General features: G+C 45.0%; 16 protein-coding genes. 8 read left to right on the top strand and 8 right to left on the bottom strand.

The window, feature by feature from the left end; translation table 11 throughout:
• The first annotated feature begins 230 nt into the window (after positions 1-230).
• Positions 231-1,340, top strand: coding sequence for an MBL fold metallo-hydrolase (locus B9N89_RS07015; RefSeq protein ID WP_132316727.1), 1,110 nt, complete (start codon positions 231-233; stop codon positions 1,338-1,340).
• Between the two features lie 6 nt (positions 1,341-1,346).
• Here B9N89_RS07015 and B9N89_RS07010 read toward each other — a convergent pair whose 3' ends face one another.
• On the bottom strand, positions 1,347-2,846 hold the full coding sequence (locus B9N89_RS07010) for a FecR domain-containing protein (RefSeq protein ID WP_132316729.1): 1,500 nt from the start codon (positions 2,844-2,846) through the stop codon (positions 1,347-1,349).
• Between the two features lie 127 nt (positions 2,847-2,973).
• Between B9N89_RS07010 and B9N89_RS07005 the strand changes: the two genes are divergently transcribed.
• From B9N89_RS07005 to B9N89_RS06990, 4 genes are all read left to right on the top strand, one after another.
• Complete coding sequence (locus tag B9N89_RS07005) at positions 2,974-3,693, top strand: response regulator (RefSeq protein ID WP_159455208.1); 720 nt, start codon at positions 2,974-2,976, stop codon at positions 3,691-3,693.
• A gap of 7 nt (positions 3,694-3,700) precedes the next feature.
• Entirely contained in the window at positions 3,701-5,110 is a 1,410-nt protein-coding gene (locus B9N89_RS07000) for a hypothetical protein (protein ID WP_132316733.1), read from the top strand.
• Between the two features lie 942 nt (positions 5,111-6,052).
• Complete coding sequence (locus tag B9N89_RS06995; RefSeq protein ID WP_132316735.1) at positions 6,053-6,706, top strand: Rossmann-fold NAD(P)-binding domain-containing protein; 654 nt, start codon at positions 6,053-6,055, stop codon at positions 6,704-6,706.
• 46 nt (positions 6,707-6,752) lie between these two features.
• Positions 6,753-7,934 (top strand): hypothetical protein, encoded by a 1,182-nt coding sequence (locus tag B9N89_RS06990; protein ID WP_132316737.1) that lies wholly within the window; start codon positions 6,753-6,755, stop codon positions 7,932-7,934.
• A 30-nt stretch (positions 7,935-7,964) separates the two neighbouring features.
• Here B9N89_RS06990 and B9N89_RS06985 read toward each other — a convergent pair whose 3' ends face one another.
• Positions 7,965-8,276, bottom strand: a complete 312-nt coding sequence (locus B9N89_RS06985; RefSeq protein ID WP_132316739.1) for a hypothetical protein — start codon at positions 8,274-8,276, stop codon at positions 7,965-7,967.
• Complete coding sequence (locus tag B9N89_RS06980) at positions 8,266-9,066, bottom strand: OmpA/MotB family protein (protein ID WP_132316741.1); 801 nt, start codon at positions 9,064-9,066, stop codon at positions 8,266-8,268. Before B9N89_RS06980 ends, B9N89_RS06985 begins: the two co-directional genes overlap by 11 nt.
• A 147-nt stretch (positions 9,067-9,213) precedes the next feature.
• Here B9N89_RS06980 and B9N89_RS06975 point away from each other — a divergent pair, with 147 nt between their 5' ends.
• Positions 9,214-9,972, top strand: coding sequence for a motility protein A (locus B9N89_RS06975; protein WP_132316743.1), 759 nt, complete (start codon positions 9,214-9,216; stop codon positions 9,970-9,972).
• Between the two features lie 99 nt (positions 9,973-10,071).
• Here B9N89_RS06975 and B9N89_RS06970 read toward each other — a convergent pair whose 3' ends face one another.
• The 3 genes from B9N89_RS06970 to B9N89_RS06960 all read right to left on the bottom strand — a co-directional run bounded on the left by B9N89_RS06970 (position 10,072) and on the right by B9N89_RS06960 (position 12,154).
• Positions 10,072-10,314, bottom strand: a complete 243-nt coding sequence (locus tag B9N89_RS06970; protein ID WP_132316745.1) for a type B 50S ribosomal protein L31 — start codon at positions 10,312-10,314, stop codon at positions 10,072-10,074.
• A 295-nt stretch (positions 10,315-10,609) separates the two neighbouring features.
• The gene (locus tag B9N89_RS06965; RefSeq protein WP_132316747.1) at positions 10,610-10,924 is read right to left on the bottom strand and encodes a Rieske (2Fe-2S) protein; all 315 of its coding nucleotides are present in this window, start codon (positions 10,922-10,924) and stop codon (positions 10,610-10,612) included.
• A gap of 9 nt (positions 10,925-10,933) precedes the next feature.
• The gene (locus B9N89_RS06960; RefSeq protein ID WP_132316749.1) at positions 10,934-12,154 is read right to left on the bottom strand and encodes an aminotransferase class V-fold PLP-dependent enzyme; all 1,221 of its coding nucleotides are present in this window, start codon (positions 12,152-12,154) and stop codon (positions 10,934-10,936) included.
• A gap of 414 nt (positions 12,155-12,568) precedes the next feature.
• Between B9N89_RS06960 and B9N89_RS06955 the strand changes: the two genes are divergently transcribed.
• A complete protein-coding gene (locus tag B9N89_RS06955) occupies positions 12,569-13,660 on the top strand; it encodes a hybrid sensor histidine kinase/response regulator (protein ID WP_159455207.1) in 1,092 nt (363 codons plus the stop codon).
• On the opposite strand, the gene B9N89_RS06950 is transcribed toward B9N89_RS06955, so the two are convergent.
• Positions 13,657-14,091 carry a response regulator gene (locus tag B9N89_RS06950; protein ID WP_159455206.1) on the bottom strand — a complete coding sequence of 145 codons (435 nt, stop codon included), beginning with the start codon at positions 14,089-14,091 and terminating at the stop codon, positions 13,657-13,659. The genes B9N89_RS06955 and B9N89_RS06950 overlap by 4 nt on opposite strands.
• Complete coding sequence (locus B9N89_RS06945; protein ID WP_132316755.1) at positions 14,072-16,309, bottom strand: PAS domain-containing protein; 2,238 nt, start codon at positions 16,307-16,309, stop codon at positions 14,072-14,074. The genes B9N89_RS06950 and B9N89_RS06945 overlap by 20 nt, the downstream gene beginning before the upstream one ends.
• Before the next feature lie 156 nt (positions 16,310-16,465).
• Here B9N89_RS06945 and B9N89_RS06940 point away from each other — a divergent pair, with 156 nt between their 5' ends.
• A complete protein-coding gene (locus B9N89_RS06940) occupies positions 16,466-18,415 on the top strand; it encodes a PAS domain-containing protein (protein ID WP_132316757.1) in 1,950 nt (649 codons plus the stop codon).
• The last annotated feature ends 20 nt before the right edge of the window (positions 18,416-18,435 follow it).

Here is an 18,435-nt window from a genome sequence, read left to right as displayed (position 1 = left end):
AAAGTATTTCCCGAGGCCTATATTCATCATTCACTAATTTAGATTCCTCTTTCAGGATGAAAAACTGCCGTTTAACCACAAAACTAAACATTTCTCAAAATAGACAGATGAGTTCAATAGAGCGAAGATCAAAGTTCCACTTCTTGAAATCATTCGATTTTGGTAATGCATTTAGTAAGTTTTCATGGACGTTCCCGCTGGGGATAGGTAACAAGAAGGAAAATCAAAAAATGAAGCAGATCTTAGCAATATTTGGATCGCTTTGGCTTACGGGATGTTCCAGCATGGGCAGCAACCCAAGCCACGTCGATCAGGAGCGATTTAAACAGTCACAGCAGTATAATTCTGAAAAGCAAGTCTTCGAAAACAGGCAGGCCGATCTATTCGAAAAAATGAATGCTAGATTCAGTTTATGGTCTAATCTGCGTAAATGGCTGGAGGATGCCCCGGACCGGGCTCCAGGTGGTAAGCTACCTGAAGTACGCCCCGACATGGAAGAATTCATGTCCACAGATGATGACGTCAAGATCATTTGGTTTGGTCACTCCACCTTTCTCATGAACCTCGGTGGCAAAACAGTGCTCGTCGATCCGATATTTTCCAACAATGCGGCACCGGTAAGCTTTCTTGTAGAGCGATTTCAGCCCCCCGTTCTGAGCATTCATGAGCTACCACCGATAGACTACATCGTAATCTCCCACGACCACTATGACCATCTCGACATGGAATCGATTCGGTTTTTCAGGGATAAAAGCCCTACGTTCTTAGTTCCTCTAGGTGTAGGAAGCCACCTTCGCGCTTGGGGAATCGACCAGAAAATGATCCTGGAGAAAGATTGGTGGGAGTCATTTGAGGCAGACGGTATTACATTCACAGCAACCCCGGCCCAACACTTCTCTGGTCGTGGCCTGAGCAATCGCAATAGCACGCTATGGGCATCATGGGTGATCCAAACCCCAAGCCATCGAATTTTCTTCAGTGGAGATTCGGGCTATGATACCCATTTTAAATCCATAGGAGAGAAACTGGGGCCGTTCGACCTTGCTCTCCTTGACAACGGTCAATACAATATCGATTGGCGAGAAGTTCATCTTCTTCCAGAAGAAGCGATTACCGCTATCAATGACTTGAATGCAAAGAAATTCTTCCCAGTTCATTGGGGGATGTTCGTTCTTAGTTACCATACTTGGTATGAACCAATTGAGAAGGCCTTTGCCCTTTCCCGCAAAAACAATATTGAGCTTGTGGCTCCAAAGATCGGTGAAGTGCTCTACGTTAACCGAACAAGCACGCTAGAAGCCTGGTGGCGAAGAGTTAAGTCTAGCCTACCAGGTACTTAGCCCACTTTAGTAGGCCCACCCCAACCCAATCCTGAAAAAGCCGGTCTCGAAATCAACCTTTCGGCTCCCATGTTGGCTATCCCCTCCTTGGGGGCTTTCTATGCTTTCTAAGCGAGCGGCTCGGTTGCTTCCCCCCATGGACAGGAAGACTTCCGCATCTTGCCAAAAGTTATAGGCGAGTTGGAGCCGCGTAAGGGTCGTAGAGTCGAAATCCACAAGGATCACTTTCTGTTGTGGATCTCTGAATATGAATTGATGGCCTCCTAGGTAGCTGAGTGCTAAGCCAACACTAAGTGAATCCCATATCACATAGCGAGCCCCGATAGAAAGCATGAGCTTGTCATAACTTTCTGTCAGGTACTCCATATTATTGTTGTCGTTAATGCTGACCTTATAATCCCCTGAAGTGAAGCTTAGGGAAGCAAAACCATATTTAAAAGGCCTATATTCAACACCCAAGGAGACTCCTCCGCTTTCGATCAAATACCCTTCCCCATCTGATGAAATATTTTCTAACCCGATTCGGAAACTAAAGGTTTTGAATTGCGCAAGGAAATCCTGGCTTGGCTCGTCCAAGCGCCTATCTTCAATTAATTTGTCTAGGGACTGATCGTTTTGATCAGCCTTAAGCTCTTGGATATCCTCTGTGATGTCTTTAACAGTTTCGAGATCTTGTGACTCAGCAGGGGCCACCGCGAAGGGCTCAAGTGCTTTCTCAGCTGGATCAGGACTGTCACCTCCTTCAGCTGGCTCACGAACCTCAACCTTTTGGCCCCTCTTAACGCTGACTGGCTCAGCAACCTGAGTGTCTTTAAGTTCCTCAATTTTCTGACTAATAACGTCTTGATTCTCTTTTTTCTCCACATAGGCCTCCGCAATCGACTCAAAGGTCTCAGCCTCTTTTTCAGACACAGGTCGCGCTGCCACATCACCTTCTATAGTTATGAGTTGACTTTTCTTATCTTTGACTGAGAAAACGAAGTCTGTTCCTCGCACACCCAAAACCATTGATCGTGAACGAAACCCGGTGCGAGTTTCCTTACGGTTCCCTAGTAGGTATGCCCTAACCTTACCACCCAAGAGATTTAACCAAGTGCTCCCACTTCCGGATTGATCTTCTACAAATCTTGGTGTGAGCCGAACGCGAGTATCTTTGGCCATAACAATTTTGAAGCCATCGATTAGCTCAAGGACCATTTTTGATGTCCGACCGGAGCTTAGGACGTCACCGTAATATATCTTTAATCCTGACTTCAGTGGAAACGCTTCCCAGTACTTTTTCTTATACAAGACAATGGCGAAGCCCTGATTTTTCGACCGTTGCTTAAGCTCAGTGGTAACGGCCGGTGTAGGGTCTCGTAAAACATCTGGAGCACCCTTCACCTCTTTTATGACACCGACGACGGGCCTAACTCCCTTGTCTTTAGCCAAGGCCGGGCCACCAACATACGTTACAAGCAAGCATATGAAACCGAGGAACCGGCTGAGTTCTAATGTTGGACCCATAACTGCCCTTAGTGCTGGTAATAATTACATTCCTTTTCCATTATACGCAATCTTTCATCAATGTAACACAGTTGTCGAACTCTGCTCCGATACTCCTAATGGATTGAGATTAATTAGAGGTTTGTTTATGTCGGATTCAAAGGAATTACCCCTGGTTTTTGTGGTGGACGATGAAACCGATGCTTTAGAGGTTTTCCAAGATGCTTTAAGCCTGAACTTTCGCGTTAAAACGTTCAATCGCCCTGAAGAGGCCTTGGAGGCGATCCAAGAATCTCCCCCTGACTGCTTGGTGTCAGATTTGGTGATGCCTAAGATGGATGGTGTAGAATTCGTCCGCAAGATTCGAAAGACCAACACCGCACTTCCCATTCTGGTCATCAGTGGCTATGGAGAAAAAGATCAGATCATCGACCTATTCCGTATGGGTTGCTTCGACTTTCTGAGTAAACCGTTTCGCTACCAAGAGCTATCTGAAAAGATTACGAGAGTTTTGAAGCACGGCAAAGAAATCCATTCTCGTACAAACTTAGACGAGGCTAGCAAGCTCATTAGAATTGAAGACCATCAGCTCGGGCTAAAAGTCTCTTTTGGCAAGGCGGCCTTGCTATCGAATAAGAACGCGCAGCTCGTAAGGCTACAGTTAATGAAGGCCCAGTCTGCAATCACTTCAGCACTGACCTTTGATTTTTCTGAAGTAAGTGAGGTAAGTACAGAAAACCTCATATTTCTGAAATCTTTTTTTGACAACCTAGAGCAAGATGGGCGTCGCTTTCATTGGCACAATATTAGCGCTGAGTTGGATACCTTACTTTCATCCCAACTCATTACATATAATTCTGCTGTTTGAGGAACTTATGACGACTTCCAAGGATGAATGGTACAACTTTTCCTTCTTTTGCGATCTAAATCAAGTCGAGCGAGACGAAGGTACTCAACCAACGAAACTTATGCGGGCCTTATTATCATTGGGATCACTCTACGAATTAGAGATCGATTTGGGGCAACAGGAAATTCATGATGGTGAAGTATTCGATCATCCCGTCTTGAGCTGTAAATTGAAAACAAAACATAACATCGTTGAGCTTCGCAAGCACTTTAGCGATGATTTTTACGTCATCGATCCCCTCGATAGCCCAATAGCCATCGCCAACACAAAGCAGCAGACAGACCCTCTCGATCCACGAACCATAAGCCATTTTCTACTGGGTGAACTAAGTCTCATCAATTTCCAACAGCAGAGAATTACCGATTGGAGCAATCTGCAGGCCAAAGCAAATGTGGAATATCTCGATCTCATCAGCAAACAGCTACAGCGTTTCCTTAAGCGTGACAAGATGATACCGTTTCAGATAGTTTTCGAGCTTATTGAAGAAAAAATTGACGTTCTTCAAGGCCGCGACAATAAGCGATTTAGAATTTGGACTCAGGGTGGTGATGTACTGGTAGAAAATACCATCATAGAGGAGCTTGTACCCGAAGTTCATGCGCTTACCGAGTTTATCGTGAATCATAGCATCGAACCTGAAGACAAGAGGCGCGAACTGGCAAAACCCGCTGAGAGCCAAATTTCCTTTCGCGTAGCCCAATACGAAGATCAAGTTGAGCTAATTGTATCTGATGATGGTTCAGGCACCGACGAAAAAGCGCTCGCTGAGATTATTAGCCAGATCAAACCAAGGCTGGAAAGCCTCAATAGCAAGATTGCGATCCAAACCTCTCCCGATAGTGGAGTTTCGTTCAAATTGCTACTCCATGAAACGATTGCCCAGATTCCCTGTGAAACTTTTACTTGGCAGAATCAGACTTTTGCAATCCCCCTCAATCAAGTGGACAGCAAGCGCACCATCTTAGAAGCCGACTGCAGTGACAATATTATCGCCGTTGGCCATCACTTCTATCTCAAACAAGGTGAGAGGAATGTACCTGCAGTATTCCTGGATGATGTTTTGAATCATAATTCGCGATTTACCGAAGAAACCTATAAGGATATATATAAAACCAAGTTCCCGCTCAAAGGCAAAGACTACCGTGCTTTTGAATTCAACCTAGGATTCAAGCACTTCGCTCTACTGGTTGAAGTAAAAACCAATGAAGCCTTAGTTACAATTAGCCAAAGGCCTTGCCCACCTCTGCTAGTATTCTCTGGGAAAGGGGTCACTCCCGATGGCAAACCAACATTCATCCTAGATGTCTTCAGTATTGGAGAGCATTCGATTGATCTTCTTATCGATCAAAACCGTAGTCAAAATCGAAAGGTAGCCTAGTCAGAAGTTCATTTGACTAGGCATAGTCCTTTGAATTGAAAGTCCTATGGCTTGTAGCTTAGAATTAGCCAAGGCGCTGTTGTTTCTTTTCTCTAATAACATCACGCAGGGTCAGCTCGTTGCTAGAGGCAAGAGCTAGTAATACTGAGAGAATTAAAAGCACAAGATACATCATGGTTTTGCTTCTCCTTTCTGCCTCAATTGGCCTTTAATATATCGGCCGATCAGAACATTATCTTGATATTGATTCTAATTATCAACTTTGATTTGTCCAGACTTATTTTGTAGCAGTCGAAGACAAACTCGGTTTATTTTTCTTAATACCTAATATCGTTAGATAAATACTGAAGGACAAGAATCAAAGTTTTACAAATTGCTTACAATCGTTCCTATCGATATAATCGATAGAAGCTATATAAAAATTTTTGTATATATAGCTATCCTGAAAGCAAACAAAATGGTGGAAAGTGGATGAATCCCTCGATTCTAGGTTCCCTGAACGATTTTCAGACTCTTAGATGCTAGATGCAGATATCACAACTCTATTTAAAATATTTTTTATTTTTACTGCTCTGCTGCTTTCCCACCCTTCTGTGACCTGTAAATATTTCTAATTAACTGGCTGGCCAGTTCTATGAAAGAATCGTGCAAGGGTGCTATAGGGTCTAACACATGGGTCGCGGCCCATTAGGAGAAAGTGAGCATCTGTCTACTTTCCCTGTTTCTGAACTCTTGACAAGGGCTCTGTCTGCAGACAGAGCCCTTCTTTTCTCAGACTCCTTGCCACCAAGTTCTTCCAGTTTGTTTTAAACTGCTTACACAAATGCCAATATTTGATACATAGTATATAGGATAAAGAACTCTTATATATTGGATCACTAGGCTGCTACGTGGTCGCCTAGAAACAACTGTAATCTGAATTTTGATGCTTGGGATAAACTTATGGCTCATGCTGTGATTATTGGTGCCACTGGCCTTGTTGGGAATTGCTTGACTCATCTATGTAATGAAAGCCCATTCTTTGATCGTGTTACAGCCTTTAGCAGACGCCCCATTACTGGAATCAGCTCCGAAGGCTTCAACAATGTCATCATTGAAGATTTTGAGTCTTTGGAATCATCTCATGTCCCAGATTTAAGCGAAGATACCTTCGGGTTTTGCTGCCTAGGGACCACACAAAAAAAAGCCGGCTCAAAGGAAAAATTTGAGATGGTAGACTACCAGTACGTGCTAAGATTTTCAAAGATATGCAAAAGCATCAGCGCTAAGCACCTCAGTATCGTAAGCTCTTTAGGTGCAAGTACTCATTCGCTATCTTATTACTGCCGAGTTAAAGGGCGGATGGAACGTGAAGTAGAAAAGCTAGATCTGAACTCTACCAGTATCGTGCGCCCCTCATTGCTATTGGGGGATCGAGAGGAATCTCGTCCAGCAGAGGATATAGGTAAATTACTAGCTCCTTTAATTATTGGTCCTTGGAAGCCAATTGAAGGTTTTTCGGTGGCTAAGGCGATGCTATCGATTGCCATAGAAGCCAAGCCCGGATTTCATGTTTATCCATCACGTGATCTGCATTTGATTGCCGATGGAACATAAATCTTAAACCAGATATCACAATTTATTTCAAAGATGAGGCTATATATTGAAAGTAATCATCTATCTTGCTTGGGGATTCTTGGTAGTTGTACTTCAATCGTGCTTTCACGATCCCACGGATCGAACGCCTCTACAAATAGTCAACAACCCTAACCAGAAAGCCCCCCTAGCTATCGAAGCCAAATCACCTTTACCGATTGGTGTTGATGCCCGACTAAAGTGCCCGGCAACACCATACTATCACTGGCTCGACCTCGATCAAGCACCCAAGTATCTAAACTTCAAAGTTGAACAAGCTCGGGTCAATCCTCAAATATCAACGTCTCGTATCTTCGAGGAAGATCTTGCTGATGTCGGCTACACATACCCTATTCGATGGCTTACCATTGTCCCTGAGTCTAAAGATCAGAGCCGGGTATTGATTAGGTTTCGACGCCAAGCGATCGACTCAAGAATGGCTATCCTATTAGGGTTTCTCCCATACTCTGCCAACCAGCCAACTTTGAAACTGCAAGCTGAAGAACTGTCCAACTTTAGCGAATCTTTTGATGTTTTGTATTCAGCATCAGCCATTGGTAACAGAGACTACGATGCAGAGATTCGCTGGCAGGAACAAAACCAAGCTGCGTTATTCACTCATGAAGGCCCTCAAGCCAGCGTTTCGGGTATTCTCATCCTTCGCCCAAAGGAAGGAGCCCAGTTCAATCAGCTCACCATCCGAGCCCTAGAGCCACTACGAGGCCAAAGCTTTGCTCTTGGTTTAGCAGTGGCGGGCTGTGCTCCTCAAATTTGCCAAGGTATCAATCAATTAGGGGAGATCAAAGTAGGAGACATCGTTGGCGTTTATAGTCCGTCTGACCCAAGCTTTCTGAGCACTCCTATGGAGCGTAAGCGCAAACAGCACTTTGCCTTAGGCCGAGGGGGAATGATAGAACTGGAGTGGGATGGCATGATTCTCAATAAAGAAGGCCCTGAATTTCGCGTCTTTGCTGAAGGTGGCTCCATTGGTACTTGCCAAGACAGCAACCGCTACCAAGTTTTTGTGAAAGAGCATCGGCAAGATGAGTGGACCCTAGTGTCCGGCCCCAGCCCTATATGCGGGGATCAATCCTTCGATATCAAAAGCCTGCATGCAGTCCGCTACCTGAAAATTCTCGACAAGAGCGGCCCTGATTCCCCACAAGGCTTTCGTTTGCGGGGAGTTTCATGTGATCCTGAAGATATATAGAACGGAACTACTATCTCCTAGCGCCACTCGCTAGTCTTGCGGCTTGCATGCTTTAATAGAGATCACTTTTCTAGGAAAGGTTTTTTCATCAAGCTTCAATGTTGTAAATCGAAATGGTGTGCCATAGACCTTTTCTGCATAACCCAGCTTTGCCTGTAAAAAGCACCTCTGCTTGTTATTCGTGTAGTTTCTAGCACACAGGCTTACCCACCCATCCTTCACTAGCTCTCTATGATCTGGCTCTGGAACAAGATACCATTCACATTTTTTATGGCGATCAGGGTCACATCCTAACAGTGGTACACAGCACAGAATTACTCCCAATAGGCTTCTATTCATCATACTCAACCCTTATTTCCACCCGACGATTGAGCTTCCGACCCTGGGGTGTTGAATTTGTTGCTATTGGCTTCGTATCAGCATAACCCGAAGCCTTTACTCGATCTGGCGCAAAACCTAGTTCATTAATCATATATTTCGCTATAAAAGATGCTCGCAAGGCCGAAAGCTCCCAATTACTATACTGCCCTTGTTGAGGCACCTTATCTGTATGCCCTTCAATTGAGATTCGGCGGCCATGCTGTTTCAGGGCTCTACCAAGCTCTTTCAACTTCCTAAGATCTTTTTGCTTTACGCGATATTCTCCTGGCTCGTAAAAGTATGATGACAGTAGCCTCACAACGTAGCCGTTGGTATCCTTATGAACCGAAACCCCTTGATTCTGGCTATCATCTTTTTTTCTCCTTTTGTTGAGAACCGTCTCGTCTTGCAGTTTCAAATCGATGACCCTTTTGATTTGCATCATCTCTTTGTTAATAATATTGAGTACATTTTCTGAGCGACGATAGCGTTTGATAATCGGTCTCACAAGGGTTTCGCCCTTAAAGTATTCAAAGGCTGCCTTTCCTTGAATAGTGGGTCCTGTGCGCCGATCTTCAGGAATCGTATCGGGGGTTTCGTTAAATGTTTCCCGAATAGAAGCCGTTACTGTCAATACTTTGATAGCATCACCGATCCCTTCAGGCTTCAAACCATAGAGAACCACAAACGCTGCGAAAAGCAGAGTCATAAGATCAGCAAAACTTACGATCCATCCTTCACCAGCGGATTCTTCATCATCTTGATCGGACACAAGCGTTTCCTACTTTGGAACAATTGACAGTTTCTCTTATAATAATACCCATGAACTGAGTCTCGCACAAAAAGCATTTTTCAAGAGATTCAAAAAAAACAGAGATTCCCATTTCTATCTGGCGAGTCTCAGACATCGGAGGTAGTCTTGGATATAGGAACCATAATAGGTTTTGTTGGTGCCACGGCCCTGGTCTTAGTGTCCATGGTGCTTGCAGGTACCCTAGGGATGTTCTGGGATTTCCTTTCTGTCATCATTGTTTTTGGGGGAGCAGCTTTCGCCACCTTGATAGCATTTCCCATAGACGTATTCATAGGCGCTATCAAAGCTGCTCTTAAGACCTTGTCACAGCCTACCACAAAACCTACTGAATTGATTGATGTAGCTGTTGAGTGTGCAGATACAGCCCGCAAAGGCTCCATTCTTGCCTTAGAGAAGGTCTCCATTGAGCATGAGTTTTTCGCCAAGACTGTGAGGCTCCTAGTGGACGGCTACGAGCCAGATATCATCAATGCTATGATCGATCTTGAGATTAATAATTTGAAGGCCAGGCATAAAAGCTTTCGCGATGTGGTGGAACAGATGGGTTCGGCAACACCTGCTTGGGGAATGATTGGAACAGTGATTGGACTGATTGTTATTATGGCGAACTTATCCGATCCGAACGCCATTGGCCCTGGTCTCGCGGTGGCACTGATTACAACACTTTACGGCGCGATCGTTGCGAATATGATCTTCATTCCATTAGCAGGCAAATTGAAATATAGAACCAATGAGGAAATTACCCACATGCGGATCATACGTGAGGGAGTGAACTCGATTTCCAAAGGTGAAAACCCTAGGGCGATCAGGCAGAAGCTTGAGTCGTTTATCGCTCCAAGTCAACGATCTGCTGGAGAAGAATAAGAGGCTGTCATAAGGAAGCTATTTACTTGCTCTGTAGGGGAATAATACGAAGAGGAGGAGGAAGTAAGAACCAGCCTTAAACGGCTGGTACTTGGAGGCTTACTTGTTGTACTTGCGACGGAACTTTTCGATACGTCCAGCAGTATCCACAAGCTTCTGCTTACCCGTGTAGAATGGGTGAGATGCAGACGAGATTTCAACGTTGATCACGGGATACTCGTTACCATCTTCCCACTTAACAGTTTCACTTGATTTCTTAGTAGAGCGGGTTAGGAACGAAAAATCGGAAGCGATATCTTTAAATACTACGAACCCGTACTCTGGATGAATGTCTTTTTTCATTTTACTCACAACTCCTAGTTTCAGACGACCTGAGATCGGATTACCTATCAGTACCGTCCTACAAAGTCAATAAATACCATCGGGAATTAATCACAAATCTTGAGTCATTGCAACAGCTTGAATTAAAATATTAGCGAACCAGATGCAGCCATTTTGACATAACTTGAAATCTGAGGCTAAATACCTGGAATAACTGAAGGTGCTAAGGGTCTCGGTCGGGTTTTATCATAACTAACAGAGAAAGCAAGCTGACCCTAATAGTGATTTAAGACTAGGGAAACCCGAATCTCTATTACTATGGACCCACTTCAACCATGACCACACCACTTTCCACTTTACAAGGAAATGCCTTCAACGGGGCAGTCGCCGGAGCACAAAGCACCTTGCCATCTGCTGCACAAAACTTAGCTCCATGGGCGAAGCAAATGATTTCACCATCTTGAATTTGGCCAAAGTCAGACAGCGGAATATCCTGATGGGAGCATCGGTCTTGAAAGGCACTAACCTTGTCGTCAGACTTAACCACGACTATGGCTTGGGCAGGCAGCTCGAATCGTTGGAGAACGTCGCTCTGCAGCTCATCAAACTTACATATATTGTACCAAGTCATAGGAGCCCTCTAGCAGAAAAGTTTTTCAGCCTTCCGGAAGGCCTTAATAAATGCATCAACATCATCGTCGTTGTTATATACATAAGGGGACATCCGCGAGGTTGCACTAACTCCGAGAGCTTCCATCAATGGCTGCGCACAGTGATGCCCCGCTCTGATGCAGACTTGTTCAGAATCGCAAATGGAAGCAAGGTCGTGGGGATGAATTTGTTCGTGATAGAAGGTCACCACTCCAACCCAGTCATCAGCAACCTTACTGAAGAGCCTCACCCCCTTGGCTTCAGATAAGACTTCAATAGCCCTTGCTCCAAGCCTACGATCGTGCTCCAAAGCAGCCTCTTTATCGATAGCCATCACAAACCTAAGCGCTTCTCCTAGCCCTACAAAACCGGCAATGTTCGGAGTTCCTGCCTCGAACTTGCTAGGGAGAGTGTTCCATGTTGATCCCTTAAGGCTCACTGTCTCAATCATATCTCCACCGCCCTGATATGGGGGCATATCGTTCAAAAGATTCTCACGACCGTAGAGAACTCCAGTGCCTGTAGGTGCCATCACCTTGTGACCACTAAATGCATAGAAATCGCAATCTAGGTCTTTCATATCTAGTGTCAGATGCGGTGCACCTTGGGCACCATCGATAAACGTCACAGCTCCGACTTTCTTAGCTAACGCAATGACAGATTTAACGGGATGAATGATACCAAGAACATTGGAAACATGGCCCATGGCTACCAGCTTAGTTTTACCTGAGATTAACGAGGCTGCAACATCAAGATCGAGTCTGTAATCACTTGTCAGGGGAATATATTTGATGGTGGCCCCTGCTTTCTCGGCTGCGATTTGCCAAGGAACCATGTTTGAATGGTGCTCAGCGACCGTTAGGACAATCTCATCACCTTCTTTAAGGTTCTTCCCGCACCAAGAACTTGCTACTAGATTCACGCTATCAGTCGTACCCTTAGTGAAAATAACTTCTTGCTCTTTGACACCACCTAGAAACTCAGCCACCGTCTTCCGGCTTGCTTCAAATGCAGCTGTCGCTGTTTCACTCAGCTTATAGATACCACGATGGACGTTAGCATTTTCTGATTCGTAGTAAGATTTGATTCTATCAATGACACACTTAGGTTTTTGACTACTTGCAGCTGAGTCTAGATACGCCAATGCTGGCTTGGACTGGGTAATAATAGGAAATTGTTCGCGGATGGATGCTATTGATGCCGATACCATGAGTTCCTCTTAAGGTGCAAATTGACGGGCAAGTAAATCCTGACCAAAATGATAAACTATTTTATGGTCGTATTAGACTTACGTTTTTTTTGCGGAAAAAACAAATGAAACCTATGCGATGCCTCACGCCACAAGACAGCGAGGAACCAGCATCGCTAGCTCTCCACAAGAGCTCCTGGGGAGAGCTAGCGATGTGCAGGTGAGCATGATTCCAATAACACATGGTTATGGTTAGTTAAAACTATCAGTCTGACTCCCGGTCAATTATAACAAAACCTCTCCCAGGCAAGCTGTCCTCAGCGAAGAGCAGAGAAGACAAACCTCACCGTGTTAACCACTTACAGCTAGATACTCAAGCTATCTGAAAAAAAGACGAGAGGGAAGCAGCCCATTAACATGGGGTACGAGGTAACTGTGAAGATCCTTATCATTGATGACGACCCAGAAGATCGACGCATCCTGCGGCACTGCTTGCAAGAAAGCGAAGCATCGGCTCGTGTTACCGAGGCAGCCAACCTCAAGGACGGGGTCAGCACAGCACTTCGAGAAAATCCAGACTGTATTTTCCTCGACCATCGCTTTCCTGGCGAAACCTCTGGCATCGAAATATTCCGAGAACTTCGAAAAGCAAACCTGTTCTGCCCTATCATCGCAACCTCAGGGGATAGTGGGATGTCATCGCGCCAGAGGTACATCCAGGAAGGGGCTATCGAGTTCGTCTTGAAAGATATGATCTCTCCTGAGTCATTGCCTATTATTCTACACAACGCCATCGATAAGGCTGAGATTGCTCGGAAGCTTAGAATTCAACAAGAAATCAATCAGAAGTTTACCAATCAATTAACTCACGACATCCGAAGCCCATTGATCAACATTCGATCCCTTGCAGAACTGATCTTAGAATCGGAAACTCCAAAGCGCGAGGATGTCGAGGCTATCCGTGATATGGCTCGTAACACGATCGTCATGTTTGAAAATATCCTAAAAATGGTTCGCGATAGCGGCAAGATCACACTCGATTTAAACACCGAACGGGACATCGCCAGTTTTCTTGAGTCAGAGGCAAATGCCTTCGCCAGTCAGGCCAATCGAAAGGGTATTCACTACAAGTTTGCCATCGAAAAGCCAGAAGGTCTGATCGCTTTTGATTCTGCTACCCTTGCCATCGTTATTCACAACCTGATTTCAAACGCCATGAAATTTACCCCAGTCGATGGTCAGATATCACTTGTAGGAAGGCCAGACGAGGGCCGCTATACCATTGAAGTTAGCGATACCGGCTGCGGTATTCCCAGCAACAAAATCAGTGAGCTATTTAACAAAGGCAGTAATATTAGCACTCAGGGGCTCCGAGGTGAAAAAGGCTATGGGCTTGGCCTACCTTTTGCCTTCGATATCATAAAGGCCCATGATTCCAACCTCCAGGTAACATCCTCCCCTGATGGCTCTCGGTTTTTCTTCAGCCTCAATTATTTAAAGAAAGCAAGAAATAGCCAAGCTGCTTAGGGATGACGGGCGCAGACTTCAAGCCAGTACCGGATCAAGACTTCAATCATGTTGCGCAGGTCCACCAGATCTTCGGGTTTCTGGATAAAGCTTGTCGCACCATTTTCAAAAGCACTTTCCAAATCCTTGTCCTGATCACTGCTAGAAATGACAATCATAGGCTTCTGCTTCAGGATGTCCACGCGACGAAGCTTGCTTAATATCTTGTCACCAGTAATATCGTGAAACTTCCAATCCATTAAGATAAGACTCGGAACATCTTCATTCCTGGCTGCTCCAACAGTTCTTTCAAACTCATTAAGATGCTCCCTAGAACTGAGAATGGAAAGCTTGTCGATCGCTTCAATACGATTGAATTCGGTAGTATAGAATCGGATATCATCGGGATCATCCTCAATGTAGACCACGTGACTAGGCAGATTTCTTTTCATCTTTTTTCCGCAATACAATAGTAAACTTTGTACCTTGTTGATCATGAGACGATATATCTATGGTACCATGGTGCATATCAACGATCTTCTTGCAAATGGATAAGCCGATACCCATCGATTCTGCCATGGACTCCATGCCTTTTTCAAATAGACCAAAGGCCTTTTCCCTGAAACCTTCTGGAATGCCGATTCCATTGTCTCGATAGTCGATGACAAATGAGCCACCCAAAAGATAGGCCTCCACCATGATTTCAGGTGCAATCCCCTGTCTTGCATACTTTATTGAATTATCTACCAGATTACTAAACAACCTTTCCATCAACCGAGGATCAGCATAAAAACTCGTTTCTCCTTTAACCTTGATGACTGCATGGGCAGCTTCTATTTTTGGCAGCAACGCATCCTCCACTTCTGCCATGACTTTCTCAACAGAAACAGACTGCCATTGAACTTGGTCACGTTCTAGCTTGGAAACCACCAATAGAGAGCGAATCATCTCTAGAGATTTTTTCGCATTTTTCTCAATCAACTGGATATGCTCGTTCAAATAGTCGACCTGAGGATTACTTGGATCGATATTTTGAAGTACAAACTGCGCGTACTGTTTAATGTGTCTCACAGGCGCTCTCAGATCATGAGATACGACATGGGCAAAATCCTCAAGCTCGCTATTCTTCGATTTAAGTTTGCCGTTTAGCTCTACAAGAAGATCCTGGTACTGGACCATCTTGGTTACGTTGGTATGAGAGCCCACCATCCGTGCAGGATGACCGTCTTGATCCCACTCGATAACTTTACCGTTGCAGATTACAGACACGTAGTAACCCTTTTGATGCAAGAATCGCAGAGTCAAGCGATAAGGAATGCGACCCTTAGAGTTGACATGGCGACGGAGAGCCGTAACAGACTTCTCTCTATCTTCAGGATGAATGATCGTATCCCATTCCCCAGGGGAGTGTTGCCGAGTCTTGAAGTCGTAGCCAAAAGTTGCCCAGAAGCGAGGGGACATATACATATAATTTTGACTCACACCATGATCCCACCAGCCATCATTGGTTTCTTCTTGAACAAAACGCAAGATTTCATTTTGTTCATGAACTTTAACTTCCAGGATCTTGTGTTTATGAATATCAGTGATAGTTCCAGAAAACTGATAGCCATCGGCATTACGATTCACTTGCCCCCTTATGAGAAACCATCTAAATGGTCCACTTCCTGTCTTGATCCGGCACTCAATATCCTTGAAGACCTGGGACTTAACCGCATCGCGCAATTGCTTGATGACGGACTCCCGATCCTGAGGATAGACGGTCTTTAGAAAACTTCTAAACGTTGCCGACAGTTCAGATCGCTGATAGCCAATGAGCTCATATAATTTATCCGACCACCAGGTGTTTTGCGATGAATTAGCACTCCAACTCCAGACACCATGATTCGCCCCTTCAATAGCTTCATTAAGCTTCTCATGAAGCTTTAGAATGGTTTGCTGCTGCTTCTTAATCGTTGTTCGATCTTCAATGCATAGGATGTGACGTAAGCCACGATTAGTCTGCGCCTGAGAAAGATTGACTAGCACAGGCAGGAGACTGCCGTCTGACTGGAGTAGGTGGAGTTCAAGCTGTTGCTCACCTTCCTCTTCTGAAATTTGTCCTAACTTTGTAATCAGTAGCTCTCGGCTTTTGAATTCAAATAAGGTATCTATATTCGCAAAATACAACTGCGCTTCTTCTAAACCCGTTAAATTCAACGCAGCAGCGTTAGCAAATTCAATCCTCAACTCTTCATCGAGAGCAAGAATTCCCATGGAAACATTGTTAACAATCCGATTCAATTCCTTGCGGGCTTCAGCTAAGGACTCAGGAATATTGGGCAATGCTTCGATATGCGGAACCGCACGAACACAAATAAATGCTGTTACTATCGATACTCCTGCAGTAACAGCCTTAAAAAAACCAGTAAGCCAGTAGTCAGGAACCCAAATCGAATAGACTTCGATGAGGTGGGTGACTCCACAGAAAAATATAAAAGCTATGAAGAGATAAAAAATGGAGCGTGTGGGAAGATCTTGGCGAGACCGTAGGAGATGCAGTAGACAAGCAGGAATCACCATGTAAGATAGGAAAATGAGACTATCGGAAATACCATGCAAACTCATCAAATCTGTCTGCCATAAGTAGCAGTGACCGTGAGGCATGTAGGGGCTAGACATCGAGGTCATAAGTAATTTTTCCCATAATTTTACATAGCTAAATTCTTGGCAGCCATAGTTTGCAAAATTCCTTTCCTACTATGATAACCATATTTTTCATAATTGTAAGAGAAGGTCGCTGGCTCCCCGTACGATACGACTTATGTGGGAATATAGGAGAATTAGATGACTCTTCTGGACATTGACGAATTCGAAAGTGCCTTTAAATATGCGGCGATTGGAATGGCCTTGGTAAGCCCTGAGGGACGCTTCATTCGAGTCAACCCTTCGATGTGCAAAATCATGGACTACACTCAGTCTGAGCTGCAGCAGATGGATTTTCAAACGATTTCGCACCCGGACGACCTCGAAGAGGACCTGTCCCTTGTGAAAGAGGTGCTTGCAGGGCTGCGAGACAGCTACTCGATTGAGAAACGATTCTTTCGTAAAGACGGAAGCCTAGTGTGGATTCTCCTTACGGTATCTCTAGTTCGACGCAAGGATGGAAGCCCTAAGTACTTTATTTCTCAGGCCCAAGATATCACTCAGCAAAAACGCGATCACCAAGACCTAGAAACTCAGCAGCGCGTCCACCAAAGCCTTATAGAAGCTACCTATGATGGCTATTGGGATTGGAAAATTCAAGAAAACTACGAATACATGTCGCCCCGATTCTGGGAGATCCTCGGGTTTCAGGCTCACGAAAAAAAACACGATCCCAAAGAGTGGCAGGAACTAATTTTTCCCGAAGATTTAAAACGGGCTCTCAAGAGTTTCGATCGTCATGTGGCCTCCCACGGAGCGGACCCTTACAGCCTTGAAGTACGTTATCGAGCGAAAGATGGCTCTACCATTTGGGTTCTTTGCCGCGGAAAAGTCGTTGAGTGGGACGATGCGGGTCAGCCACTTCGCATGATAGGAACTCACACCGACATCACTAAGGCTAAGCAGACTGAACATATCTTGAGGCTCGCTAAAGAGAGCGCTGAACAGGAAGCACGAGCCAAAGCGTCGTTTATGGAAACCATGTCTCACGAGATTCGCACGCCGCTGAATGGCGTGATGGGTGCATCAGAAATTCTTGCCGAAATCATCGAGGACCCCGAAGCTCTGAAATACCTTGATATCATCGAAAACTGTTCTCAGACACTAAAAGATATCGTCGAGGACGTTCTCAATCTTTCCAGTTTGCGCGACAGCAAAAACCAGCTTCGCGTCGCCGATGTCAATATTAAGAACATCATTCGGCAGGAAATCGAAAAGTATCGGGAAAGCTGTAGGAAGAAAGGCATCCATATTGAAGAGAACCTTCCTCTTATGCGCCCCTCCATTCCAACAGATCCGACCCTAGTCAAGCAAGTGGTGCGGCAGTTGATAAGCAATGCCGTGAAATTTACACACCGTGGCACTATCGAAGTGTATTGTGATGTTATGCATCCAAGCGACGAACGTCCTCAAATCGTGATCGAGGTTCGTGACTCTGGCATAGGAGTTCCTCAAGATAAAGCAGACCTAATTTTTGAAAGCTATCGTCAGGCTGATGAGTCGAGCACTCGAAATCACGGTGGCGCTGGTCTCGGCCTCGCAATTTGTCGACAGATTGCGCTTAACTTGGAGGGTAGCATCAGCTATCGACCCTCCCAATCTGGAGGATCGATATTTAGCTTCGTGATTCCCATTCGAGAAAAACGCCCACAAACGCCAAAGCTGGGTAACCCCAGGGAGGCCAATCAAGAACTATCTAGTTGGAATCGAGTTTTGGTGGTCGAAGATGATATCAACAATCAAAAGGTAATCACATCCCTGCTTGAAAGTCTTGGAATGAAAGTGGAGTGTGAACCATCGGGGACACATTGCTTGGATCGCCTCCAATCTCAAGAGTACAACTTGATCTTTATGGATTGTCAAATGCCTGGCCTCAGTGGCCTTGAGACTACGAAGATTATCCGCGACACTATCCCTAAGGAGCACCAACCCATCATCGTAGCGGTCACCGCAAATGCCCTGCCAGGTGACCGCGAGAATTGCTTAGAGAGCGGTATGGACGAATACCTTGCCAAACCCTTTCGCAAGCGTGATATCAAACAGATTCTGGAAATATTTGCCCCCAATATCGGATATCGCGCCAGCGCTTGAGCAAGCCGCTAGAACTTTTG

It is taken from the genome of Pseudobacteriovorax antillogorgiicola, from assembly GCF_900177345.1.
Lineage (GTDB): Bacteria > Bdellovibrionota_B > Oligoflexia > Oligoflexales > Oligoflexaceae > Pseudobacteriovorax > Pseudobacteriovorax antillogorgiicola.
This window is presented reverse-complemented; position numbering and strand designations above follow the sequence as displayed.